Genomic DNA, 24227 nt, shown 5'->3' with positions numbered 1-24227 from the left:
ATTGGCGCTAAAATACGCAGCAGTCTCCGTTCCGTTCGCCGGAGCGCCATCCGAGGTTCCCATGTCCCAAGCCACGCAAGAAACATCCACGCGCGCGAAGAGTCCGCTGCGTTACATCGTGATGGCGCTCGTCGCGGGCGTGATCGCCTGCACCGGGTATTTCGCCTTCGGCGGCCAGCAGAAAGTGCCGGACGCGACCTTCACGCTGCTTTCGGGACAGAAGATTTCGACGTCGGGCGATCTGAAGGGCAAGGTCTATCTCGTCAATTTTTGGGCGACGAGCTGCGAGACATGCATGAAGGAAATGCCGCAGATGATCGACACGTACAACAAATTCAAGGGCCGCGGCCTGGAGTTCGTCGCGGTCGCGATGAACTACGACGCGCCGATGTACGTCAACAACTACGCGCAGACGCGCAAGTTGCCGTTCAAGGTCGCGATGGACGACGGCAGCGCCGCCAAGCAGTTCGGCAACGTGCAACTGACGCCGACGACCTTCGTCATCGACAAGAACGGGAAGATTTTGAAGCGCTATGTCGGCGAGCCGACGTTCGCGGAACTGGATCAACTGCTCGACAAGGCGCTCGGTTCGGCCTGAACGCCTTTACGCAAACACGCAGCCCGCTGGCGACAACCAGCGGGCTTTTTTATCGCTCGGACGAATCGCCTTTCACGACGATTCCGTATCGCTTGATCTTCTCGTACAGCGTCGCCTTGCCGAGCTGCAGCCGATCCGCCGCCACCGCGACCGCGCCGCCGCACTGCTCCAGCGCCTGCCCGATCACCGCGCGCTCGAACTGCTCGGTGCGTTCCTTGAGCGATTGCGTCGATGTGTCGAGCGCCGCCGCCGCACCGCTGTCGTCGAGAATGCCGAGCACCATGCGATCCGCCGCGTTGCGCAACTCGCGCACGTTGCCCGGCCAGTCGCGCTGCATCAGTTCGGCGCGCTGACGATCCGTGATGAGCGGCGCGGGCCGCTCGTAGCGCACGGCCGCATCGAGCAGAAAATGCTCGAAGAGCGGCACGATATCTTCGCGCCGCTCGTTGAGCGGCGGCAGCGTGATCGTCACCACGTTCAGCCGATACAGCAAGTCGCGTCGGAACGTGCCATCGGCGACGAGTTCGTTCATGTCGCCCTTCGCCGCCGCGACGACGCGCAGATTCGCGCGCACCGGCTGATTCGAGCCGAGCCGCTCCAGCACGCCGTCCTGCAATACGCGCAGCAGTTTCACTTGCAATGACAGCGGCATGCTCTCGATTTCATCGAGAAAGAGCGTGCCGCCCGACGCGTGTTCCAGCTTGCCGATACGCCGCTTCTGCGCGCCCGTAAACGCGCCTGCCTCGTAGCCGAACATCTCCGATTCGAACATCTGCTCCGGCAGCGCGCCGCAATTCACCGCGATGAACGGCTTGTCGCGACGCGGCGACATGTCGTGCAGGCTGCGCGCGATGAGTTCCTTGCCCGCGCCCGTATCGCCGTTGATGAGCACGGAGGCATCCGTCGGCGCGATGTTCGCGATCAGCCGGCGCACCTGCTCGATCGCGAGACTGCGCCCGATGATGCGGCTCTGCCCCGCGCCCGCCAGCTCGCGCCGCAGCGCCTGGTTCTCGAGCACGAGCGTGCGGCGCTCCAGCGCGCGGCGCACCGCTTCGATCAGGCGCTCGGACGCGAACGGCTTTTCGATGAAGTCGTAGGCGCCGTCGCGCATCGCCTGCACGGCCATGGAGATGTCGCCGTGGCCGGTGACGAGAATTACCGGCACTTCGGGCGCACGCTCGCGGCATTGCGCGAGCAGATCGAGGCCGCTCGCGCCGGGCAAGCGGATATCGCTCACGATCACGCCGGGGAAACTCGCGTCGATCGCGCGCGCGGCGGATTCGACGCTGCCGTGCCCGATCACGTCGAAGCCCGCGAGTTGCAGGCTCTGCACGCTCGCGCGGCGCACGAGTTCGTCGTCCTCGATGAAGATCACCTGCAAACCGGTGGTCATGTGTTGCTCCAACTGTGTTTTCAAGCGCGCCGCAAAGTCAGCACGAACTCCGCGCCGTGCGAATGATCGGCGTCCGCCTGCGTGCCGCCTTCGGGACCGTCCGCGACGATCGGCGCCTCGCGATTGCGCGCGACGAGCGTGCCGCCGTAATCGCGCGCGATCGCCGATGAAATCGCAAGCCCGAGGCCCAGTCCCTGCCCCATTTCCTTCGTCGTGAAGAACGGCTCGAAGAGTTTCGGCAGCGCATCGACGGGAATGCCGGGACCATTGTCGCGCACGATGAGCTCGATCGTATCCGCGTGGCCATTCAGTTCGATGACGATGCGCGGCCTGTCGCACGACGCGACCGCATCGAGCGCGTTGCCGATCAGGTTGATGAGCACCTGCTCCAGCCGCAAGTCCTCGCAACGCACGAAGATCGGCGCGCTGCCTTCGGCGAGTTCCGGCGCGATATCGATGACGACGTTCTTCATGCGCGGACGCAGCATCGAGAACACTTGGCGCAGCGCCCGCGCGACGTCGGCGCGCGCATTCTTCGGCCGCGCCTTCGTGACGAACAACTTCAGCTGATTCGTGATGTTGCCCATGCGCTCGGTCAGCGACGCGATCGCTTCGAGATTCTCGCGCGCCGCCGCCTGATCGCCGCGATCGATCAGCACGCGAGTGTTGTCGGAAAAACTGCGCAACGCGGCGAGCGGCTGATTCAGTTCATGCGTGATGCCCGCCGCCATCTGGCCGAGCGCGGCGAGCTTGCTCGCCTGAATGAGCTCGTCGTGCGCGGCGCGCAGATCCTGTTCGGCGCGCGTGCGCTCGTTCACTTCCTTCGTGAGTTGCGCGTTCGCTTCCGATAAATCCGCCGTGCGCTCCGCGACGCGTTGATTCAATTCGGCATACGCGGTCTGCAACATCTCCCGGCTGCGGATCATCTCGCGCACGCGCGCGCGCCGCATGCGCCAGTAGAACGCGAGCAGGCACAGCGAGACGAATACGAGCGCGGTGACGATGACCGCGATCTGCGCGCCGCTCTCGACGGGATCGAGCGCGGCCATCGTGATCAGTTGCCAGTCGGGTTCGCCGATGGAGCGATGCGTCGCGAGAAACGCCGGCGCATGGTGTCCGTCTCGCCCGCCGCCGCCGACGCGCACGATCTGCGCGCCGCCCTCGAGCGTCTTTACGACAGTCATCGGCAGCGGCGTGATCGCCTGTTGCGCGTATTGGCGCGTCGCATAGACGGACGCCTCGACGTTCTGCGGCAGCGGCCGCACCGTGTGATATTTCCACGCGGGCACGGACGAGAGAAAGATGACGCCGTGATCGTCGGTGACGATGAGCGGCTCGGATGCATCCGCGCCTTGCAGCCATTCGAGATTCAGCTTCACGACCGCGACGCCGATGATCTCTTTCGTGCCCTCGCGATAGACCGGTTGCGAGATGTAGTAGCCGGGCTCGGTCGAGATCGTCCCGATGCCGAAGAAACGGCCGGTGCTGCCCTTCATCGCGTCGATGAAATACGGCCGGAAGTTGTAGTCCACGCCGACGAAACTGTCCGTCGCGTTCCAGTTGCTCGCGGCAACCGCGATGCCGTTTGCGCGGATCAGATACGTGACGGTGGCGTGCGAGCGCGCGTTGAGGTCTTCGAGATAACGGTTCGCGCGCTCGACGTTCGCACGATCCGGATGATCGAGCGCGTCCTGCACGACCGGATGCCGCGACAGCAGATAAGGCAGATATTCGTAGCGGTCGAGCGTGCTCTTGAGCGTGTTCGTCGTGCGATCGACGCGCGCGGCGGCGTTGAGCCTCAACTCGTCGATGCCGCTTTGCCACGCGAGATGCCACGTGAGCGCGCAGCACGCCACGAGCGCGGCGAAAAGCGCGAAGAACACGACGATGCGGCGCGACACGTGAGCAGATTCCCGCGAAAGAGGATCTGCCATTGTGTCATAGGCTTGTGGCGAATCAGGCGCCGGAAACGACTGCGGCGAAGCACTCGCGGACTGAGGCTTCGCCGCTTGCATGATCGCTTCCGGCTTCAGTGCGGATTCAGACCGACTTCGCTTCTTCGGCGTCGGTCACGTCGACGTCGCGCGACAACGCCGCCTTCAGCTTGCTGCGATCCAGCTCCTTCTCCCATGCCGACACGACGACCGTCGCCACGCCGTTACCGACGATGTTCGTCAGCGCGCGGCATTCCGACATGAAGCGGTCGATGCCGAGAATCAGCACCATGCCCGCGAGCGGAATCGTCGGCACGACGGCGAGCGTCGCGGCCAGTGTGATGAAGCCTGCGCCGGTCACGCCGGAAGCGCCCTTCGACGTGAGCATCGTCACGGCCAGCAGCGTCAGTTGCTGGCCCCACGAGAGATCGGTGTTGGTCGCCTGCGCGATGAACAGCACGGCCATCGTCATGTAGATGTTGGTGCCGTCGAGGTTGAACGAGTAGCCTGTCGGCACGACGAGACCCACGACCGAACGCGAGCAGCCGAGCTTTTCGAGCTTGAGCATCAGTTGCGGCAGCGCGGCTTCCGACGACGACGTGCCGAGCACGATCAGCATTTCTTCCTTGATGTACGCGATGAACTTCAGGATGTTGAAGCCCACCATGCGCGCAATCGCACCGAGCACCACGACGACGAAGACGATCGACGTCAGATAGAACGTGCCGATGAGCTTGAGCATCGGCAGCAGCGAACCGATGCCGTACTTGCCGATGGTAAACGCCATCGCGCCGAACGCACCGATCGGCGCGAGCTTCGTGATGATGCCGACCATGCCGAACAGGATGCTCGACAGACCTTCGATGAACGTCGTCACGACCTTGCCGCGCTCGCCGATATGCGCGAGCACCGCGCCGAACAGGAGCGCGATCAGCAGGATCTGGAGGATTTCGCCCTGCGCGAACGCCGACACCAGCGTGTCCGGGATGATGTGCAGGAAGAAATCGACCGTGCTCTGGCCGTGCGCCTTCGTCGCGAAGGAATCGACGGCCTTGTGGTCGAGCGTCGAAGGATCGACGTTGAAGCCGACGCCCGGCCGCAGGAGGTGCGTCGCGGCGAGACCGAGGATCAGCGCGAACGTCGACACGACTTCGAAGTACAGCAGCGCCTTGCCGCCGACGCGGCCGACCTTCTTCATGTCTTCCATGCCGGCGATGCCGGTCACGACGGTACAGAAGATGATCGGGCCGATGACCATCTTGATGAGTTTGATGAACCCGTCGCCGAGCGGCTTCATGTCGGTGGCGAGCGAGGGATAGAAGTGCCCGAGCGCGATGCCGATGATGATCGCGACGATCACCTGCACGTACAGGACTTTATGGATGGGTTTTTTCACGATGTTTCCAGGCGATAACAAGCAGTTGGCGGAAGTACGGCCAGCGGCGAGCGTTGACGCGGGGCGGGCGTGTGTGGGCACGTCTGAACGCGTCGATGGGCGATAGCCGCTTCGTCGACGGATCAGGGACGTTTGGATGCGAGAGGGGTCATCGGCTTGTCTCCTTGACTTTTATGGGCGGCTCATGGGCCGTGCCGTTTGTATCGCAAGGGCAATGCCAGGTTTAAGTTTCGCTTAAGCCGATGATTCTATGGGAGTTTTCTGAGCGGCTGGCGGCTTCGAATCCGGGATTCCGGAAATCCGGAATGCGGGCGTCCGGGGTTCTGGACGGTTAGCGCCTCGATTACGAGAAACAAAAAACCCACCGTCTCCGGTGGGCTTTCTCTCAGCGGAAGGGCGAAACCGGCGTCAAACCACGCCCGCCCCATGCGCCTGCACATCCGCGTGATAGCTCGAGCGCACCATCGCGCCGACCGCCGCGTGCGTGAAGCCCATCTTGTACGCCTCTTCCTCGTACATCTTGAAGGTATCCGGATGCACGTACGCCCGCACCGGCAGATGATGCTCCGAAGGCTGCAGATACTGCCCGATCGTCAGCATGTCGACGTCGTGGGCGCGCAGGTCGCGCATCACCTGAAGAATTTCCTCTTCCGTTTCGCCGAGACCCACCATCAGGCCCGATTTCGTCGCGACTTCCGGATGCAGCGCCTTGAAGTCCTTCAGCAGCTTCAGCGAATGGTGATAATCCGAACCCGGGCGCGCTTCCTTGTAGAGACGCGGCACCGTTTCGAGGTTGTGGTTCATCACATCGGGCGGCGCGGCGGTCAGAATGCCGATCGCGCGATCCAGACGCCCGCGGAAGTCCGGCGTCAGAATTTCGATGCGCGTTTCCGGCGAATGCTCGCGAACCTGCCTGATGCACTCGACGAAGTGCGCGGCGCCGCCATCGCGCAGATCGTCGCGATCGACGGACGTGATCACCACGTATTTCAGCTTCAGCGCGCCGATGGTGCGCGCGAGATTCAGCGGCTCGTCGGCGTCCAGCGGATCGGGGCGGCCGTGTCCGACATCGCAGAACGGGCAGCGGCGCGTGCACTTGTCGCCCATGATCATGAACGTCGCGGTGCCCTTGCCGAAGCATTCGCCGATGTTCGGGCAGCTCGCTTCCTCGCAAACCGTATGAAGACTGTGCTCGCGCAGGATCTTCTTGATCTCGTTGAAGCGCGAGTTGCCCGTCGCGGTGCGTACGCGAATCCACTCCGGCTTCTTCAGCTTCTCGATCGGAATGACCTTGATAGGAATGCGCGATGTCTTCGCCTGTGCCTTCTGCTTTGCAGTGGCGTCGTAAGCGGTGGGCGACGAAGCAGAAGCGGCGGTGTCGCCAGCCAGGTTTGCGGTTGCGTCAGTCATTCGGTCGATCCGGTTGTTGCAGCGGCAATTGCGGGGAGGCCGCCGATTTGAAGTGCCAGCCGTTCGGCCAGCACGAGAGCTACGTCGCGCCAGTCGGCCGCGACGCCGAGCGTCGCCATGTCGACCGTTTCGAGCCCCGCGTAGCCGCACGGGTTGATTGCGAGGAACGGCTGCAGGTCCATTCGCACATTGAGGCTCACGCCGTGATAACTGCAGCCGTTGCGAATCTTGAGTCCGAGCGCGGCGATCTTCGCGCCTTCATGCGCCTGCGTACGATCGTTCGCGCCTTGAGGATGCCGCGCCACGTAAATGCCCGGCGCGCCGGCCTTGCGGTCGGTCGCGAGATTATACGTCGCGAGGGTTTCGATAACGGCCTCTTCGATGCGCCGCACTAGCTCGCGCACCATGAGCTTGCGGCGGCGCAGGTCGATCAGCAGATAAGCGACGATCTGCCCCGGCCCGTGATACGTGATCTGTCCGCCCCGATCCACCTTGACGAGCGGAATGCCGCTTTCGGCGAGCAGCAGATGCGCCGGATCGCCCGCGAGACCGAGCGTGAAGACGGGCGGATGCTCGACGAGCCAGATTTCGTCCTGTGTTTCGGGCGTGCGGGCGTCGGTGAAGGCGCGCATCGCGTCGAAGCTCTGGCTGTACGGTTCGAGACCGCGCCAGCGCAACGCGACCGGAAAGTCACCGGAACTGAGCACGGTGGCGGGCGCGTCGTGGATTGCTTGTGGGATGGCGAGCGGTGTAGCGGACATGGTGCCGGTAGTTTACCGAAATAGCCCCATGCCCGCCGATGGTGAATTCGCATGCCTTCGATGGCAAATGCGAATACTTGAGGGTCAGACGGTTCTCCATCCGGAGCGCAACCGCTGCGCGAGACGCTCGATGCGCGTCGAAACCCAGTGCATCGCGCGTTCGTCGCAGCGCGGCAGGATCGTGAAGACGACATAGGCCGGACGGTCGCCCTCGACGGAAAGCCAGAGCCGCTCGCGCTCGCGCAGCTTGAGATTGTCGCCGGGCACGAGCCAGTAATCCTCGATGTCGTTGCTTCGCGTCGCCCAGACGGGACTGCCGTGGACCATGAGACGCGTGCCGCGCGCAATTCTCATCGGCACGGTTTCGCCGGGCTTGATTTCGAAGGTGACGCTTGTTGATATTTCTCGCATGATCCACTCCGCCAAGGGAACGTTTCGATGACTACAATCCTAGGCGTGACAAGGCATCAGGCAAAACGATCAATTTTCACTGCTATGTGAGCTGTATTGACAACGACACCGCCGACAATCCATATGGACCTCCGCCAGCTTCCCGCCCTGAACGCGCTGCGCGCCTTCGAAGCCGCCGCCCGTCACGAGAGCTTTTCCCGCGCCGCCGACGAGCTTTTCGTCACGCACGGCGCGGTCAGTCATCAGATTCGCGCGCTGGAGTCGGAGCTCGGCGTGTCGCTGTTCGCGCGCGACGGCAAACGCGTGCGTCTCACCGATCGCGGCCGGCAGTACGCGGCGGAAGTGCGCTCGGCGCTCGTCGCGCTGGCGGAATCGACGCGCCGCATCCGCTCCGGCGATCGCGACCGGCGGCTGATCGTATCGACGATTCCGTCGTTTTCCGCCCGCTGGCTGACGCCGCGCGTCGGCAGATTCATCGAGCAGCATCCGGATATCGATCTCGAACTGCTGACGACCGCCTCGCTCATCGATTTCAACCGCGACGACGCGGACGTGGCGCTGCGTTTCGGCTACGGAAAGTACGCGGGTCTGCACACCGAGGAATTGCTCGACGAGGTTTTTTTCCCGGCGTGCTCACCGAACTTTCGCGGCGGCGCGCTGCCCCGCGTGCCGCGCGATCTGGAAAAGCTGCCGCTTCTGCGCTCGGACGACGAGCTCTGGCGCCCGTGGTTCGACGCCGCGGGACTCACCGATCTGCCCGAACCGAAGCGCGGCGTCTTGTATGAGGATTCGTCGAATTTGCTGCAGGCGGCGATCGACGGTCAGGGCATCGCGCTCGTGCGCCGCTCGCTCGCGATGCAGGAAATCATCGCGGGACGGCTCGTGCGGCTTTTCAATGTCGAAGGGCCGAGTCCGTGGAAGTATTACTTCGTGTGCCCGACCGCGCTGCTTCAGACGAAGCGCGTCCACGCGTTCAGGGAGTGGGTTTTCGAGGAAGCGGAGCAGTTCAGGCTGCTCTACGAGCGCACGCCGGCGGTGTGCGATGCGCCCGCGGGCAAGATCAAAGCACTACCTTGACCATCGGATGGCCGGTGAGCGCGCGATAGATATCGTCGAGATGCGCGCGATTCTGCGCGCGCACGGTGCAGGTGAGACCGGTGTAGTTGCCGCCCGAAGACGGGCGCGACTCCACACGCGACGCGTCGAAATCCTTGTCGAAAGCCTTGAGCACATCGACGATCGTGTCGTGGAATTCCGGATGCGTCTTGCCCATCACCTTGATCGGGAAATCGCAGGGAAAATCGAACAGCTCGTCGGCGCTGTGCTTGGCGCTGTCGGTCGGATCGGTGGCTTGTGGCTTGTCAGTCATGACTTTCTCCTTCACTTGCCGCGCTTGGCCTCTTCGGCGAACTCGCGCGCTTTGGCCCGCTGGTAGGCGTCGTACAGTGCAGCATAGACCGGTCCGGGGCGGCCGTCGCCGACGCTCTTGCCGTCGAGCGTCGTGACCGGCATGACTTCTTTCGTCGCCGAGCTGATCATGACTTCGTTCGCCGAACGCAATTCTGCTTCGGTGATGTCGCGCTCCTCGAACGCGATACCCGCCTCGCGCGCCAGTTCCTCGATGAGCCCGTAGCGGATGCCTTCGAGAATGCGCGGTCCGCGCGGCGCGCCCAGCAGCGTGCCGCCCTTCACGATCCACACATTTGAGGACGAACCCTCGGTAAGCAAGCCGTCGCGCAACTGAATGGTTTCGAGCGCGTCGTTTTCGGCGGCGTGCTGCGCCATCAGCACGTTGCCGAGCAACGACACCGATTTGATGTCGCAATGCAGCCAGCGTTTGTCTTCGGCGGTGACGGCGACCGCGCCGCGCGCGCGATCCGCCGCGCTCGGGAACACGAGCTGGCCGAGCATGACGAACACGGTCGGCACGATTCCCGCCGGGAACGCGTGCCCGCGCCGTTTGGCGACGCCGCGCGTCACCTGGATGTAGACGAGCGCATCGCCCGCGCCGGCGTTCTCCGCGATGACGCGATCGATCAGCGCGCGCCAGCCGGCGTCATCGAACGGATTGCCGATGCGAATCTTGCCGAGACTGCGATCGAGCCGCGCGAGATGCTGCTTCAGGCGGAACGGCAGACGCGCGCCGTCGGCTTGCGCGTAGAGCGGCACGACTTCGTACACGCCGTCGCCGAAGATGAAACCGCGATCGAGCACGGGAATGCGCGCTTCGGAAAGCGGTCCCCACTCGCCGTTCAGATAGACCGTCGGATCGAATGCTTCGGCTTGGCTCATCACAGGCTCCTTACTTACGCTTTTGCCACCAGAGCAGCGCCGAATCCCACAGGCGGCCGAAGATGCCCGCTTCCGGCACATCCTGCAACGCGACGAGCGGGAACTGCGCGACTTCCTTGCCATCGGCCATCATCTTGACGCTGCCGATCTGCTGGCCCTTCTTGATCGGCGCGACGATCAGATTGTCGTGCGTGACCGTTGGCTTGACCTTCTCGCCCAGGCCCTTCGGCACGGTGATGTACTGATCCGTCGTGACGCCCGCCTGCACGTTGTCGGCCGCGCCCTTGTACACGCGCGGCGAATCGATCACCTGATTCGCCTTGTACAGACGCAGCGCGTCGTACGCGGTGTAGCCGTAGTTCAGCATCTTCAGGCTGTCCTGCACGCGGTTGTGCTCTTTCGGCTCGCCCATCATCACGGCGACGAGGCGGCGGCTCGCGTCGGGCACGCCGACGAGCGAACGCTTCGCGGTCGCGATCAGGCAGTAGCCGGCGGCCTTCGTGTGGCCGGTCTTGAGGCCGTCGACGGTCGGATCGAGCCACAGCAGGCGATTGCGGTTCGGCTGCTTGATCTTGTTGTACGTGAAGTCCTTCACCGAGAAGATGCTGTAGTACTCGGGGAAGTCGCGGATCAGGCGCGTCGACAGCACGGCGAGATCGCCCGCGGTCGTGTAGTGCTGCGGATCGGGCATGCCGTTCACATCGGCGAAATTCGTGTGCGTCATGCCGATGCGCTTCGCCGCCGCGTTCATCAGCGTGACGAAGTTGCCTTCGCTGCCGCCGACGAGTTCCGCGAGCGCGATGGCCGCGTCGTTGCCCGACTGCACGATCATGCCGTACACGAGATCGTGCACGGTGACGGGCTTGTTCGCCTCGATGAACATGCGCGACTCGTCGGTGCGCACGCGGCGCACGGCCTCGCTCGGCATGACGGTCTGATCCATGTTGATCTTCTTCGACTTCAACGCATCGAAGACGAGATACGCGGTCATCAGCTTGGTGAGCGATGCCGGCTCGACGCGCTCATCGGGATTGCCCGAGGCGAGCACCTGATTGCTGGTGGCGTCGACGAGCACCCACGAACGGGCCGTCACGTCGGGCGGCGGAACCTGGGCGAAAGCGCTCGCCGCCGCCAGCACGGCGGGCAGAACGAAAACGGCTTTTGCGGAAACGGAAACGGAAGGAAAAGACAGGCCGGAAGGGACAAAGCGCATAGGATCGATCGGCGGAAAAAGCACGCTGCGACGATGACGATCGAGGATCGGATGATCGGCGAAGCACGGGTTGAACAGGCTGACCGTCGCTGTCGGTCGGGCATTTCGCCAGGACAGCGGCACGCGCGGCGCCGCGGCGAAAAGCGCTCGTTCGACAGACGGACGCAAAAACGGTTCTCAGAAGCCGGGGTTTCGACGGCCGCGATACGTCGAATGCAACGTCGCGCGGCCGGAATCCGTGAAAAAATTCTGCGCCATTATACGCGCGGGCCGCTTCCGTTTTCCTTGGAATCTGCGCGGTTGCCGCTCGTTTTAACGTTTTTCAGGCTGCGCTTAGCCGCTTTTGCCGATCGATGACGAGCGATGCGCTCAACGCCACGCGTCGACGATCACGCGCTTCAGGATATGCAGCTTGCGATGGAAGAAATGCTCGCCGCCCGGAATCACGACGACGGGCAGTTCCTGCGGCCGCGCCCAGTCGTAGACGGATTGAATCGGCACGGTGTCGTCGACTTCGCCGTGGATCACGAGCGTCGTGTCGGGCACGGGCGCGACTTCCCAGCGGCTCGCCGCCGTGCCGACGAACACCATGCGCTCGATGTCCTTGCCGGCATCACGCATGCGCTTCGCGACGTGCGACAGCACGAAGGTGCCGAACGAAAAGCCCGCGAGCACGATCGGCACGTCCGCCTGACCCGGCTGCGCGCGCATGTGATCGATCAGCGCGAGCAGATCGTCCTGTTCGCCGATGCCGTTGTCATGCTCGCCGCCCGTCTGCCCGACGCCGCGAAAGTTCGAACGATACGTCGTGTAGCCGAGCTGGACGAACGTGCGCGCGAGCGTCTGCGCGACCTTGTTGTCCATCGTGCCGCCGAAAAGCGGATGCGGATGCGCGACGAGCGCGATGCCGCGCGGCGCGCTGTCGGTCTTGTCGAGCGCGCATTCGATCTTGCCGACCGGACCGTCGATGAGAAACTTTTCGGTTTGCGCGTTCATGCGGGTTGATCGATCAGAAGACGTTCGACGATTTTGCCGTTGGCGAGATGCGAATCGACGATCTCGTCGATGTCGGTTTCATCGACATACGTGTACCAGGTGCCTTCCGGATACACGACCACGACCGGCCCGAGTTCGCAGCGGTCAAGACAGCCGGCCTTGTTGATCCGCACGTTGCCTTCGCCCGCGAGACCCAGTTTTTTCACGCGCTTTTTAGCGTATTCCTGCATGGCCTGCGCGTTGCAGTTCGCGCAGCTCGGACGCGCCGCATCGGCTTCGCGCTGGTTCAGGCAGAAGAACACGTGGTACTTGTAGAAGGAATCCATGAGCGGGTGCGATGAGAGTGTCGGTCGATTATAGCCAGCGATGTTCGTGCCCGCCGTATCAGGCCGAGCGCCCCGCCTTGCGCGCGCGCCGCCGCGCGAGCCACGCGCGCTCCGCCGCCGAAGCGAGCCAGCCGAGCGCCGCGTACGGCCACACCCACGCGAGCCAGTGCGCAAGCCCGTTGAAATGCAGATAGCGGCCCTGCCGCCAGTCGGCGAGCACGATGTCGAAATACGGATTCACCGGCAGCAGATTGATGAGCGCGAGCGAGATCACGAGCGCCCCGCCCGCGAGCGCCGCGCGCAAGCCGCGCGGCAACGCGACCGACAGCACGCCCGCGATCGTCGCGATGGCGATGCCTTCCAGCGCGCCGTCCGTCGCCCAGTCGAAGGTCAGGCCCGCGCGCGACTGCAGAAAGCTTGCGCCCGCTTTCGCGAAGATCGTCATCGCGATCAGGCCGAGCATCAGCCGGATGCGTGGCGCGCGCTGCCGCGTGAGCAGCGTCGCGAGCACGAGCGCGGCGAACAGGCTCGTCGATGTGATCAGCGCTTCCCAGGCGTCGTCCGGCAGAAGCGCGCCGAGCCGGTCCGGCCAGCTTTCGATGTCCCACGCGGCGGGCGTCCACGCGAGAATCGCGTCCTGCATCGCCGGGTCGAGCTCGTCCCACAGCACGCGCGGAAGATCGCCGCCGCCGAAGAGATACGGCGCGGGGAACATCGCCGCGAACGGCCAGAACGCCGTCAGCCCGAGCACATACGCCGCGTCGCGCTCGAACCACGTAAAGCGGATGCGCCGCAACAGGCCGCGATCGAGAAGCGCGCTCGTCGCGGGCGCGATCAGCATGCCGCCGACGAGCGCGCCGAACGCGTTCGCGGCGAGATCGAGGTTCGAGGCGACGCGCGTCGGCAGATACGTCTGGATCGCTTCCATCGCGCCGGAGAGCAGCGCGCCGCCGATGAGCGCCGCGCCGACCGCGAATGTGCCGCGCAGACGCGGATAGAGCGCGAGCACGATCAGCGCGCCGAGCGGCATGTAGCCGAGCACGTTGGTCACGACATCGAAAACGGTCAGATATTGCGGCAGCGGATCGGTGAGATACGCGAACGGGCTCAATCCGAGCGAGCGCCAGCCGGAAAACGGATAAAGCGAACCGTAGACGACGAGCGCCGCATACGCGGCGAGCGCCTGCCGGGAGAACGCCGACGGGCGACGCTGCCATTGCTTGATCGTCATGAGCCGCCCGGACGCTTCGATGCTGGGCGGAAGATCATCGTGACGCGGAGAGCGGCTGCGCGGCGAGCCACGCGGAAAGTTGCGCGATCACATCGTCCGATGCAGCCGCGAGCGCCCGCGCGCCGCCGGGGGCATCGGCGCTCGGCGCGGGCGCGCTCGCGGCGAAGCTGCGCTGGCCGACGACGCGGCCTTGCTGCGTGAGCGTCGCGCGCACCGACACGAGGCCGCGGCTTTGCTCGGGCGCATCGAAGACCTGTTCGAAGCTCGTCAGCTCGACTTCGAGCAGCGGCACGGCGCGCACAGGATCGGCGCCCGACAGAACCGGGCCGCGCGCCGCGAGCGCATCGCGCAGGCGTTGCGTCAGCAACTGCGCGGGCGGCATCGTCCAGTGGCTGTTCGAATAGTTGCCGGTGCGCTGTGCATCGACATAGCTCAGCCGATACGCGAACGAATCGGTTTCGAGACTGCGCGGCGCGCCCACCGCGAGCACTTTGACCGGCGGCATCGGCGCGGCGCTGGCGCTTGCGTCGGCAGCCGGTATCGCGCCGAGGTCGTAATGCGCGTTCGGCATCGCGGTCGACGTCGATCCGCAACCTGCGAGCAACGCGGCGCAGCCGAGCGCGAATGCCGCGACCGCTCCTTTCATGTCGATGTCCGTCATATCTTTTCCCCGATCAATGCGCCGCTTTCGCCGGCCACGCGAAGCCCGGCTCGCCCGGTCCCGGCTCCTTCTGCGGCGCGCCGAAGAGCACGCTGCGCGGATTGGTGCTGAACGCGTCGGCGGCGCGATCGACGGAACGCGCCGCCGCGCTCACGTCGTCGCTGAACGAATAGAAGCGCGGCAACGCCTCGAAACCGACGCGCGCCGTGATGAAACGCAGCGATTCGTTCATGTCCGCGAGCGCCGCGCCCGCGTCTTCGGCGGCCTTGCCCGCCTTGTTCAAGTTGGACACGAGCGGGCCGTCCGGGCGATTCAGGTTCTGCACGAGCTGATGCGTCGAGGCGAGCGTCGTGTTGATCTGCCTGAGCGTCTGCGGCAACTGCGCCGTCGCGGGCTCCACCTGGCTCGCGAGCGTCGCGATGCCGTCGGCGGCGGTTTGCAGGCTCTTCGTCGTCGCCATGAGCTGATTGCGCACGTCGTCGGAGAGGAACTTGTCGGCGTCGTCGGAAAGGCGCTCGAACTTCTTCAGGATGATGTCGCCGCGCTGCTGCAACTGCTCGAAGAGACCGGGACGCATCGGCACTTCGGCGACGTGCTGCGGCGACGAAGCCAGCGCGGCCGTATCGGTGCCGGTGTCGTCGAGCTGCACGAACGCGATGCCCGTCACGCCCTGAAAGCCGAGCGTCGCGTACGTGGAATGCGTCATCGGCGCGTTCTTGTCGACGACAATGCGGATGCGGATCTGCCCCGGATGCGACTTGTCGAAGCTGATCGACTGCACCTTGCCGACGCCCAGGCCGCGATAGCGCACGGCCGCGTCCGTGAAGAGGCCGGTCACGTTGGTGCGCGCGATCAGATCGTACGGCACGCGCACGGTGCGATCGACGTTGAAGAAGAACACGGCGAACGCGATGGCCAGCACGAGCACGATCGTGAAAAGCCCGGTCCAGAACGCGTGTGATTTGTTTTCCATCGGCAGGTTCCTTTGGCGCTCGCTTCGCGCTTACTTGTTCACGGCGATCGGCGCATCTTCGAGCGCGGCCGGCGGCAGCTTCGCGCGGCGCTCGGACGGCAATGCCTGCAACGCGCGGCGGCCGCGTCGCCCCAGAAAGTACTCGCGGATGAACGGATGATCCACCGCGCACGCCTCTTCCACCGGCGCCGCGACGAGCACGCGATGATCCGCCAGCACCGCGACGCGCGTGGACAGCGCGACCATGGTGTCGAGATCGTGCGTGACCATCACGACCGTCAGACCGAGCGCGCGATGCAGCGTCGCGATCAGATCGACGAATTCGTCCGATGCCTTCGGATCGAGACCGGCCGTGGGTTCGTCGAGGAACAGCAGTTCGGGCTCGAGCGCGATCGCCCGCGCGATGCCGACGCGCTTCACCATTCCGCCCGACAACGCGGACGGCATCTTGCTCGCGTGCTTGCACGACAGGCCGACCATTTCGAGCTTCAGCATCACGAATTCGCGGATCAGGTCCTCGGGAATCTTGCCGAGTTCGCGAAACGGCTGCGCGATGTTGTCATATACCGTCAGCGACGAAAACAGCGCGCCTTGCTGAAACATCATGCCGGAGCGCGTGCGCAGCATCTTCGCGGTTTCGTCGTCCATTTGCGCCCATTCCTCGCCGAGCACGCGAATGGTGCCCGATGTCGGCGACTCGAGGCCGAGAATCTGCCGCACGAGCGTGGTCTTGCCCGAGCCCGAACCGCCGAGCAACGCGACGATCTCGCCGCGCCGCACATCCAGATTCAGATGCTCGTGAATCACCGTGCGCCCGTACCGCTTGGTGAGATCGCGCACTTCGATCACCGGTTCCGCGATGACGGGCGGCGGCTGATGACGAACGGCGGTGGCGAGCGTGGTCGACATGGCGGTCAGAGTCCGACGTTCTGGAACAGGATCGCGAAGACGGCGTCCGCGAGAATCACGATGGTGATCGACGTCACCACGGACGTCGTCGTGCCTTCGCCGAGACTCTGCGAATTCGCCTTGATGCGAAAGCCGAAGTGACACGCGGCGAGCGCAATCAGCATGCCGAACACGACGCCCTTGCCGAGCCCGATCCACAGATTCGCGATCGGCACGACCGACGGCAGCGAGCGAATGAAGAAGTTCATGTCGATGGACAGCACGAGCTTCGCCGCGAGCGCGCCGCCCGTCAGCGCGATGATGTTGGTCCACATGACGAGCAGCGGCATTGCGATGCCGAGCGCGATCACGCGCGGCAGCACGAGGCGCAGGCTATGCGGAATGCCCATGACCTGCATCGCGTCGAGTTCTTCGGTGACGCGCATCACGCCGATCTGCGCGGTGATCGCCGAACCCGAGCGGCCCGCGACGAGAATCGCGGAAAGCACCGGCCCGAGCTCGCGGATCACGGAAAGCCCGAGAATATTGACGATGTACTGGTTCGCACCGAACGCCTGCAACTGCTGCGCGGACAAGTAGCTCAACACGATGCCGATCAGGAACGCGACGAGCGCGGTGATCGCGAGCGCCTGCGCGCCGGCGCTGTAGATGTTCGCGGAGATTTCCGTCCACGGAATGCGCTGTGGGCGCCGCACCAGCCCGATGAGATCGAGCACGAAGGCGCCGAACATCGCGAGGCCGCCGTACAGGTGATCGAAGAAACCGAAGATGAGCTGGCCGAGCCGCGTGACCGGATCGACGCGATCGACGGCTTCGGGTTCCTCGCGTTCGGCGTCGAGCAGCGCGACGCGCTCGAAGATTTCGCGCTGCGTGTCGGACAGCGCGATGGTCGCGGGCATCTTGCGTCCCCACACGCGCCAGAGCGCCTGGCCGCCGACGTGATCGAGCCGCTCGACGGAAAGCAAATCCCACTGGCTGATCGCCTCGCGCCCGATGGCGCGCAGACGCCGCGTGACGCCGCTCTTCGCGCGATCGCGAGCGAGCGCGAGCGCGGTCCACTGGCCCGATAGCCGGACCACCTTGCCCTGCAGACCGGCTTCCACTCTTAGGCGCGGCGGCGTGTCGAAGTCCAAGGATCGATGGCGCGATGAGACGCGGTTAAAGGGGAGAGGACATTGTAGCGAAGAGTGTCGGGGGGACGCGGGGATGGTGGCAGGCGGGTTTCGGCTGGAAGGCGCAAGGATCGGAATTTCCGTGTTGCGGTGCACTTGAGTCGCTGACCTATCATGGTTTCGACAACTCTGGTGCAACCGCAATGGACAAACGACTCGATCCGCTTATTTCCGAACTCGATTCGCTCGAAGAGGCTGAACTGTATGACGCCTGGTTCCGCGCGGAGGTAGAAGCGTCACTTGCGGACCCGGAGCCGTCGATTCCCAACGATCAAGTATTCGCGGAAATGGATGCGCTCGTGGCGGCCAAGCGAAAGGCACGGAATGCTCGTTGATTGGCGGCCGCGCGCACGGAGACAACTCAGGGAAATCTACGAATACATTGAAGAGCGCGATCCGCAAGCGGCCGACAATCTACTTTCGATGAACAGGGAAGCAGTCCGGACGTTAGCGGATGTTCCATACATCTATCGTCACGGAAGGGTCTCGAATACCAGAGAGATGGTGGTTCATCCGAATTACTTGGTGGTTTACCGTGCGACGGACCGCGTCACCGTACTGGACTCGCTGCATGCACGGCGGCGGTATCCGAGCGACAAGACGCGCTGAAGCGGAGTTTCACGGGCTTCGAACACGCATCCCACGGCTACAATACCCGCCATGACCCCCTCTCCTATCGCTCCCTTCGCCCCCGACGCGCCCTGGCGCATCGACCGCTCGCGGCTTGCGACGCTTGCCGAGCGGCCCGCTCGCGACTGGACCATCGACATCGTCGACGAAACGGGCTCCACCAACGCCGACGTTTTGGAGCAGTTGCGCGCCTCGCGACGCGACGGCACGCCTGCACCCGTCGTCCGCGTCGCGTACTCGCAATCCGCCGGTCGCGGGCGGCGCGGGCGCGCGTGGCTCGCCGAACCGGGCAATGCGCTGCTGATGTCGGTCGGCTGCGTGCTGCGGCGGCCGATCGAAGGGCTGTCGGGTCTGAGTCTCGCCATCGGCACCGCCGTCCTCGATGCGCTCGCGCGTCTGCCGCTCACGCCATCCGCGCGTCCTGCGCTGAAATGGCCGAACGACGTCCTGCTCGACGACGGCAAGCTCGCCGGGATTCTCATCGAAACCGCGTGGAACACGCCTGACGCGACCGCGGTCGTGATCGGCATCGGCATGAATCTGCACGGCGCGGAACAACTCGCCGCGCAGGTCGACGAAGCCAACCGGCTCGCCGCGCAATCCGCGCCCGGCGCCGCGCCGGCAGCGCTCGCGCGGGCATGGCCCGACGCCAATCTCACCGACACTCTCGCCGCGCTCCTCAACGCGCTCGACGCAGCGCTGCCGCGCTTCGAAGCCGAGGGCTTCAGGCCGTTCCGCCAGCGCTGGCTCGACGCGCACGCGTGGGCCGGACGTGAAGTCGCGCTGATCGACCAGGGCATGGAAGTGACGCGCGGCATCGCATCGGGCGTCGACGAGGGCGGCCAGTTGCTGATCGACGCGCCCGAAGGCCCGCGCGCCGTCACGACCGGCGAACTCACGCTGCGCCTTGCGAAGGAACGTCCGTGAACGCGTCGGGAACCGAGGCGCCGTATCTGCTCATCGATGCGGGTAACAGCCGCATCAAATGGTCGCTCGTCGATGAAGCCGGCGCGTCGCTCGCGAACGGCGCATTCGAGCACGCGCATCACTCGACCGTCGCCGACGACGCCGCGCTCGACGATTGGTCCGAACTTCCCGCGCCGGCGAGCGCGTGGATTTCGAACGTCGCGGGCATGCCGGTACAGAACCGCATCCAGCGCCTGCTCGACGCGCGCTGGCCGACGCTGCCGCGCACCGTGGTCCGCGCGCGCGCCGAGCAGTGCGGCGTGATCAACACCTATGCCGATCCGGCCCGACTCGGCAGCGACCGCTGGGCCGGCATGATCGCAGCGCGCGCGGCGTATCCGGGCGAGCATCTGCTGGTCGCGACCTTCGGCACGGCGACGACGCTCGAAGCACTGCGCGCCGACGGCGTGTTCACCGGCGGCCTCATCGCGCCCGGCTGGTCGCTGATGATGGAATCGCTCGGCAGCCATACGGCACAATTGCCGACGCTCGACGCGGCATCGGCGCGTGAGGCGCTGAGTCAGACGCGCAGTCTTTTCGCCACCGACACCGCCGCCGCGCTATCCGCCGGATGCCTGCTCGCGCAGGCGAGCCTGATTGAGCGTGCGTGGCGCGACCTCAAGGCCGACTGGCGCGCCGACGTCCGGCTCGTGCTGGGCGGCGGCGCGGCAAATGAAATTGCGGGCGCGCTCGACGTGCCGCACACCCGACACGATTCCCTCGTGCTGTCCGGCCTCGCGCTCATCGCGCGCGACGCGACGGCGCGCCACTCATCCTGACTTTTCTGATTTGATTGACGGACGGAGCCCAAGAATGCTGCGCTGGCTGATCGCCCTTCTGATTCTCGCCAACTTGCTGATGTTCGCGGTCATGCGCGGCATGTTCGGCCCGCTTCCCGCGGCCGGCGTGCGCGAACCGCATCACTTATTGCAGCAGGTTCATCCCGAGGCGCTCGCGACGCGCCCGCTGAGTCCCGAAGAAGCGTTCGATCAGCCGCGCGTCGGCGGACCGGCGCCTGCCGCCAACGTGCAGACCGCGCCGCTCGGGCAGTGACCGCGCGCGTGCGAATCAGCTCTGCGCGCGGACTTTCTTGAGGAGCGCGGTCGTCGATCGATCGTGCTCGAACGCGATGGCGAGCGCCTTGCCGCCCCAGCCGCGCACGAGTGCCGATTCGGCCAGCTTGTCCATGTCGTAGTCGCCGCCCTTCACGAGCACGTCGGGGTGCACGGCTTCGATCAATTGCAGCGGCGTCGTTTCCTCGAACTTCACGACCCAGTCGACGCTCTCCAGCGCGGCGAGCAGCGCCATGCGGTCATCTTCCCGATTGATCGGGCGATCGTCGCCCTTGCCTAGCGTGCGTACCGACGCATCGCTGTTCACGCCGACGATGAGCGTCGCGCCGAGCGCTTTGGCATCAGCGAGATAGGTCACGTGGCCGCGATGAAGGATGTCGAAGACGCCGTTGGTGAAAACGACGGGACCGGCGAGCGTCGGACGGCGCGCGGCGAGCGCTTCGCGCGTGATGATCTTGCGTTCGAAAATAGCGGGCATGACGGCGCTCGTTGCGATGTGCTGAAAGCGCGCATTGTGCCACGGCGCTTCGCACGGGAAAAATGCAAAACGGCTCGCCGGTGCTGACCGGCGAGCCGTCCGTTCATCGAAGCCGAAACTCAGGCCGGCTGTTCAGCCCCGCCGCCCGGCGCGGCCTGCAGGCGCTGCGTCACTTCCTTGCGATAGCGATTCAGTTCCTGCGCGGTCACGAACGAACGCTCGAACAGAATCGACAGGTTGTGCAGAATGCGCTCGACGACCTTCTTCTCCCAACTGTCGTCGAAGCGGATCTGGTCGTCCAGCCAGCGCTCGAGCCATTCGGGATCGGGCAAACGCGACTGCACGGTATCGCGCGGGAAGAGCGCCTGATTCACATGCAGGTTGGTCGGATGCAGCGGCTTTTCCGTACGGCGCGCGGACGCCATGAGCACGCCGATCTTCGCGAACGCCGCACGCGCGGTGTCGCCGGCGTTGACGAGCGCCTTCTTCATGTAACGCAGATACGCGCCGCCGTGACGGGCTTCGTCGCGCGAAATGGTTTCATAAATGTGCTTGATGACGGGTTCCGTGTGCCACTCGGCCGCGCGGCGATACCAGTGATTCAGGCGGATTTCGCCGCAGAAATGCAGCATCAGCGTTTCGAGCGGCGGCGCCGGATCGAACTCGAAGCGCACCGCGTGCAGCTCTTCTTCGCTCGGCACCATGTCGGGCTTGAAGCGCCGCAGATACTCCATCAGCACCAGCGAATGCTTCTGCTCCTCGAAAAACCACACGCTCATGAACGCGGAGAAATCGCTGTCGTGGTGGTTGTCACGCAGGAACATTTCGGTTGCGGGAAGAGCGGACCATTCGGTGATCGCGTTCATCTTGATGGTTTTGGCCTGCTCGTCGGTGAGCAGGGAAGCATCGAATTTGTCCCAGGGAATGTCCTTCTCCATATCCCAGCGGACGGATTCCAGCGATTTATAAAGTTCCGGATAAAGCATGGTGTTCATAGTCCACCCCTGATGCCACTTATGCGACGTTATATCTGTATTGACTTTCGGCCGGAACGTGCAGACATGCTTTGCACGCGAGCAGCCAAGCTTTCAATTTTACGCGGGATTCGGTCGGCCGAAGACGAAATGCGACAACGAAGCGCGACATTTGGCGCTGCGGCAACGCGTCGCGTCCCGCGTAAACACTGCACTCCCCGTGCAAATGTTGCTGTTGTGCGTCTTGTTCTACCGTGGGTGAGGAGCGAAACCTGTGCCTGAGGTATGTTCAAGTGGCGCCGAACTGCCGCCGGAACCGCGCCGGCCGCGCAGTATGACGTGCGCGCATGACAACGATGCGATGCGCGCTTGATGCGGATTTCCGCGCCAATGCCCGACGTTTCGGGCGTCGTCGATCATAGCACGGTGGATTGACGCCAATCCGCGACGGTCTCATCGATCGGGGTCAACCCCGCGATGTGATGCACGCCGTCGTCGAACTTGCGGCGCAGCGCCGGGCTGCTGCCGCCAACCCAGATGCGGACGTGCGGCGGCAGCAGGTTGCGCAGGTCGGTCAGCCCGTTCGAAATGGACTGCGCCGGCAGCACCGCCGTGAACGACAGCGCGACGATATCGATCTTGTGCACCGACACGGCATCGACGATATCGTGCAGCGGCGTCTGCAATCCCAGTTGCACGCATTCGCACTCGGATAGCGTGAACATCGCCTCGGCCATCAGGATGCCGAGGCCGTGACCTTCGCCGGAAAGCGTCGTGAGCAGCACGCGCGGACGGCCGTTGCGCCCGCGCACGGCATCCGAGAGCGGACGTATCAGCGTGCGCAGCGTCGACTGGATCGCCTCGCTGAACAGATGTTCGTGATAGACCTGCAACGTGCCCGCCGCCCACGCATTGCCGATGCGCGCCGACAGCGGCGCCGCGACATCCAGCACGAAGCGTTCGAGGCCGTCGCGCGTTGCGCGCTTCAGCAGGCCGAAGCGGAAATCGTCATAAGCGCCCGCGCGCAGCAGCGAGATCAGATGGTCGAGCTCGGCGTCCGGCGCGTCCTGGCCGACGCCCGAGCTTTCGGCCAGTTGCTGCAGCGCGTCGATCGATTGCCCGAGCACTTTGCTCGGCCGATGTCCCGCGTCGAGCAATCGCTTCACGAGCCGCAGCTTCGTCACCTGTTCCTGCGGATACAGCCGCTCCCCGCCGGAAGTGCGCATCGGCTGCGGAAATCCATACCGGCGCTCCCAGACACGCAAAGTGTCCTTCGTCAGACCAATCTCCTGAGCGATGGCGCCGATGCCTATGCCGGTCGCGCCCGCCGTTGCGGCGCTTGGCGGCACGGGTTCCGGACGCTCGGGGCCATCGGAGATCGAATCCGAATCGAAATCTTGTTCTGATGAGTTTGTCATGGACAGATCGGTTCGAACGAAATATCGCATTCGATGCAGATTGCGTGCCCAACGCCGATGGATGGACAAAGATTCCGCACCGTCAAGCTTTCATCATAGACAAAATCGAAATGTGCGTCGGTGCTGAGATGCGTTTCGGCTACGGAAATGTGCGCGTCGAGGGGAATTGGCGAGCGCGGCGGCGCTATGCGCGCCGCCGGTCGTAGTGAGGGAAGTGAGCGCGCCGGAACGCGCGTAGTCAGCCGGGTTTCTTGCGCGGCGCCGTCTTGCGCGCGGCCGCCTTCTTCGCGGCCGCCGCGTCGGGCCTTTCATCGGCGTCGTTGGCGGGCTGCTCCGCGGCGTTCTCACCAGCGGCGGCCGGCTGCGCGCCCGCGGCGCCCATCGGGTTGAGCGGGCCGCTCATGCCGGGCTGAATCATCGCGAGATGCGCAAGCTGATTGAACTGCGATTGCAGCACGTTCCACCAGCCGGTCGGATCGAAGCCGGGCGGCGGCGCTGAAGTCTGCCCCGAAGCGTCTTCGCCTTCAGCCGATGCCTCGCTCGCGGGCGCGGCGCCCGACGCTTCCTGCTTCGGGGCATCGGTCTTCGCCGCGCCGCCCATCGGCCATCCGGCTGACGCGGCCTTCGCATTCTCCGCCGCCGCGGTGTGCGCGCTCTCGACGGACGTCTGAGCGAACGCGCCGAACGCGCGCAGCGTCGCGAGCGTCGCGCGCTGCACTTCGAGCGCCTGAATCGCCGATTGCAGCATGTTGAGATTGAGCTTCAGCCAGTGCTCGACGGCGCGCATGTCGGTCACGCGCTTGTCGAGTTCTTCGATGTTGGTGAGCGGAGCGAGCATGTCGGACATCATCGAGAGGGAGGGGCCCATGCCCTGCCCGCCGCCGGGCATCGCGGCGGCGAACGGATTCAGGCGCATCAGTTCCCACATCTTGCCCATCATGTCGGCCTGGCCGAATCCGGGAAAACCGGGAATCGTGTAGGGCGGCGTGCCGCCGGCGTTATCGGTCATTCG

At 64.8% G+C, this 24227-nt stretch carries 28 protein-coding genes; 8 read left to right on the top strand and 20 right to left on the bottom strand.

The genetic code is table 11. The features are described 5' to 3' along the window. The first annotated feature begins 61 nt into the window (after positions 1-61). Positions 62-598 carry a peroxiredoxin family protein gene (locus BG60_RS04415; RefSeq protein ID WP_008351800.1) on the top strand — a complete coding sequence of 179 codons (537 nt, stop codon included), beginning with the start codon at positions 62-64 and terminating at the stop codon, positions 596-598. 49 nt (positions 599-647) lie between these two features. On the opposite strand, the gene BG60_RS04410 is transcribed toward BG60_RS04415, so the two are convergent. The 6 genes from BG60_RS04410 to BG60_RS04385 all read right to left on the bottom strand — a co-directional run bounded on the left by BG60_RS04410 (position 648) and on the right by BG60_RS04385 (position 7903). Then, positions 648-1991 (bottom strand): sigma-54-dependent transcriptional regulator, encoded by a 1344-nt coding sequence (locus BG60_RS04410; protein WP_008351801.1) that lies wholly within the window; start codon positions 1989-1991, stop codon positions 648-650. Between the two features lie 20 nt (positions 1992-2011). Beyond that, on the bottom strand, positions 2012-4006 hold the full coding sequence (locus tag BG60_RS04405; RefSeq protein ID WP_034470486.1) for a sensor histidine kinase: 1995 nt from the start codon (positions 4004-4006) through the stop codon (positions 2012-2014). Between the two features lie 25 nt (positions 4007-4031). Further along, a complete protein-coding gene (locus BG60_RS04400; RefSeq protein WP_008351804.1) occupies positions 4032-5321 on the bottom strand; it encodes a dicarboxylate/amino acid:cation symporter in 1290 nt (429 codons plus the stop codon). A 408-nt stretch (positions 5322-5729) separates the two neighbouring features. Beyond that, positions 5730-6731, bottom strand: coding sequence for a lipoyl synthase (lipA, locus tag BG60_RS04395; protein WP_008351805.1), 1002 nt, complete (start codon positions 6729-6731; stop codon positions 5730-5732). Further along, on the bottom strand, positions 6728-7492 hold the full coding sequence (lipB, locus tag BG60_RS04390) for a lipoyl(octanoyl) transferase LipB (protein ID WP_075583485.1): 765 nt from the start codon (positions 7490-7492) through the stop codon (positions 6728-6730). Before lipB ends, lipA begins: the two co-directional genes overlap by 4 nt. 84 nt (positions 7493-7576) lie before the next feature. Then, positions 7577-7903, bottom strand: coding sequence for a DUF2917 domain-containing protein (locus BG60_RS04385; RefSeq protein WP_033536549.1), 327 nt, complete (start codon positions 7901-7903; stop codon positions 7577-7579). A 123-nt stretch (positions 7904-8026) separates the two neighbouring features. Here BG60_RS04385 and BG60_RS04380 point away from each other — a divergent pair, with 123 nt between their 5' ends. Beyond that, positions 8027-8980 carry a transcriptional regulator GcvA gene (locus BG60_RS04380; RefSeq protein ID WP_008351810.1) on the top strand — a complete coding sequence of 318 codons (954 nt, stop codon included), beginning with the start codon at positions 8027-8029 and terminating at the stop codon, positions 8978-8980. On the opposite strand, the gene BG60_RS04375 is transcribed toward BG60_RS04380, so the two are convergent. The 3 genes from BG60_RS04375 to BG60_RS04365 are packed head-to-tail and all read right to left on the bottom strand — an operon-like array spanning position 8964 to position 11408. After that, entirely contained in the window at positions 8964-9272 is a 309-nt protein-coding gene (locus BG60_RS04375) for a DUF493 family protein (protein ID WP_034470775.1), read from the bottom strand. The genes BG60_RS04380 and BG60_RS04375 overlap by 17 nt on opposite strands. Before the next feature lie 11 nt (positions 9273-9283). Continuing rightward, a complete protein-coding gene (locus BG60_RS04370) occupies positions 9284-10195 on the bottom strand; it encodes a D-amino acid aminotransferase (RefSeq protein ID WP_081851816.1) in 912 nt (303 codons plus the stop codon). 10 nt (positions 10196-10205) lie between these two features. After that, the gene (locus BG60_RS04365; RefSeq protein WP_033536586.1) at positions 10206-11408 is read right to left on the bottom strand and encodes a D-alanyl-D-alanine carboxypeptidase family protein; all 1203 of its coding nucleotides are present in this window, start codon (positions 11406-11408) and stop codon (positions 10206-10208) included. Positions 11409-11441: 33 nt separating this feature from the next. Here BG60_RS04365 and BG60_RS38125 point away from each other — a divergent pair, with 33 nt between their 5' ends. Beyond that, positions 11442-11765 (top strand): hypothetical protein, encoded by a 324-nt coding sequence (locus tag BG60_RS38125; RefSeq protein ID WP_144403732.1) that lies wholly within the window; start codon positions 11442-11444, stop codon positions 11763-11765. 12 nt (positions 11766-11777) lie between these two features. Here BG60_RS38125 and BG60_RS04360 read toward each other — a convergent pair whose 3' ends face one another. Genes BG60_RS04360 through BG60_RS04330 form a run of 7 tightly spaced genes read right to left on the bottom strand, consistent with a single transcriptional unit; the run spans position 11778 to position 17637 of the window. Further along, positions 11778-12404, bottom strand: coding sequence for an alpha/beta hydrolase (locus BG60_RS04360; RefSeq protein ID WP_008351815.1), 627 nt, complete (start codon positions 12402-12404; stop codon positions 11778-11780). Then, positions 12401-12730 carry a (2Fe-2S) ferredoxin domain-containing protein gene (locus tag BG60_RS04355; protein WP_008351817.1) on the bottom strand — a complete coding sequence of 110 codons (330 nt, stop codon included), beginning with the start codon at positions 12728-12730 and terminating at the stop codon, positions 12401-12403. The genes BG60_RS04360 and BG60_RS04355 overlap by 4 nt, the downstream gene beginning before the upstream one ends. A 58-nt stretch (positions 12731-12788) precedes the next feature. After that, the gene (locus BG60_RS04350; protein WP_034470477.1) at positions 12789-13961 is read right to left on the bottom strand and encodes a VanZ family protein; all 1173 of its coding nucleotides are present in this window, start codon (positions 13959-13961) and stop codon (positions 12789-12791) included. Positions 13962-13995: 34 nt separating this feature from the next. Continuing rightward, the gene (locus BG60_RS04345) at positions 13996-14622 is read right to left on the bottom strand and encodes an ABC-type transport auxiliary lipoprotein family protein (protein WP_034470474.1); all 627 of its coding nucleotides are present in this window, start codon (positions 14620-14622) and stop codon (positions 13996-13998) included. Positions 14623-14635: 13 nt separating this feature from the next. Then, positions 14636-15595 carry an MlaD family protein gene (locus tag BG60_RS04340; RefSeq protein ID WP_034470471.1) on the bottom strand — a complete coding sequence of 320 codons (960 nt, stop codon included), beginning with the start codon at positions 15593-15595 and terminating at the stop codon, positions 14636-14638. A 30-nt stretch (positions 15596-15625) separates the two neighbouring features. After that, complete coding sequence (locus BG60_RS04335; RefSeq protein ID WP_008351823.1) at positions 15626-16504, bottom strand: ABC transporter ATP-binding protein; 879 nt, start codon at positions 16502-16504, stop codon at positions 15626-15628. Between the two features lie 5 nt (positions 16505-16509). Beyond that, entirely contained in the window at positions 16510-17637 is a 1128-nt protein-coding gene (locus BG60_RS04330) for an MlaE family ABC transporter permease (protein WP_008351824.1), read from the bottom strand. A 182-nt stretch (positions 17638-17819) separates the two neighbouring features. On the opposite strand from BG60_RS04330, the gene relB reads away from it, so the two are divergent. From relB to BG60_RS04305, 5 genes are read left to right on the top strand one after another with little or no spacing between them, the layout of a single operon-like run. Then, positions 17820-18011, top strand: a complete 192-nt coding sequence (gene relB, locus BG60_RS04325; protein WP_008351825.1) for a type II toxin-antitoxin system RelB family antitoxin — start codon at positions 17820-17822, stop codon at positions 18009-18011. Next, positions 17968-18285 carry a type II toxin-antitoxin system RelE/ParE family toxin gene (locus BG60_RS04320; protein WP_309779193.1) on the top strand — a complete coding sequence of 106 codons (318 nt, stop codon included), beginning with the start codon at positions 17968-17970 and terminating at the stop codon, positions 18283-18285. Before relB ends, BG60_RS04320 begins: the two co-directional genes overlap by 44 nt. 51 nt (positions 18286-18336) lie before the next feature. Then, entirely contained in the window at positions 18337-19233 is an 897-nt protein-coding gene (locus BG60_RS04315) for a biotin--[acetyl-CoA-carboxylase] ligase (protein ID WP_034470465.1), read from the top strand. After that, positions 19230-20051, top strand: coding sequence for a type III pantothenate kinase (locus tag BG60_RS04310; RefSeq protein WP_008351830.1), 822 nt, complete (start codon positions 19230-19232; stop codon positions 20049-20051). Before BG60_RS04315 ends, BG60_RS04310 begins: the two co-directional genes overlap by 4 nt. 34 nt (positions 20052-20085) lie before the next feature. Further along, a complete protein-coding gene (locus BG60_RS04305; RefSeq protein ID WP_008351832.1) occupies positions 20086-20325 on the top strand; it encodes a hypothetical protein in 240 nt (79 codons plus the stop codon). 15 nt (positions 20326-20340) lie between these two features. On the opposite strand, the gene rfaE2 is transcribed toward BG60_RS04305, so the two are convergent. The 4 genes from rfaE2 to BG60_RS04285 form a co-directional block, all read right to left on the bottom strand. Continuing rightward, positions 20341-20823 (bottom strand): D-glycero-beta-D-manno-heptose 1-phosphate adenylyltransferase, encoded by a 483-nt coding sequence (gene rfaE2 / locus BG60_RS04300; protein ID WP_034470462.1) that lies wholly within the window; start codon positions 20821-20823, stop codon positions 20341-20343. A gap of 119 nt (positions 20824-20942) precedes the next feature. Continuing rightward, positions 20943-21818 (bottom strand): ferritin family protein, encoded by an 876-nt coding sequence (locus BG60_RS04295; protein WP_033536551.1) that lies wholly within the window; start codon positions 21816-21818, stop codon positions 20943-20945. A gap of 395 nt (positions 21819-22213) precedes the next feature. Beyond that, complete coding sequence (locus tag BG60_RS04290) at positions 22214-23215, bottom strand: MerR family transcriptional regulator (protein ID WP_239294312.1); 1002 nt, start codon at positions 23213-23215, stop codon at positions 22214-22216. Positions 23216-23453: 238 nt separating this feature from the next. After that, positions 23454-24224, bottom strand: a complete 771-nt coding sequence (locus BG60_RS04285) for a PhaM family polyhydroxyalkanoate granule multifunctional regulatory protein (protein ID WP_008351840.1) — start codon at positions 24222-24224, stop codon at positions 23454-23456. Positions 24225-24227: the final 3 nt, after the last annotated feature.

It is taken from the genome of Caballeronia zhejiangensis (assembly GCF_000698575.1).
Lineage (GTDB): Bacteria > Pseudomonadota > Gammaproteobacteria > Burkholderiales > Burkholderiaceae > Caballeronia > Caballeronia zhejiangensis.
The sequence above is the reverse complement of the archived record's forward strand: the minus strand, read 5'-3'. Positions and strand labels throughout refer to the sequence as shown.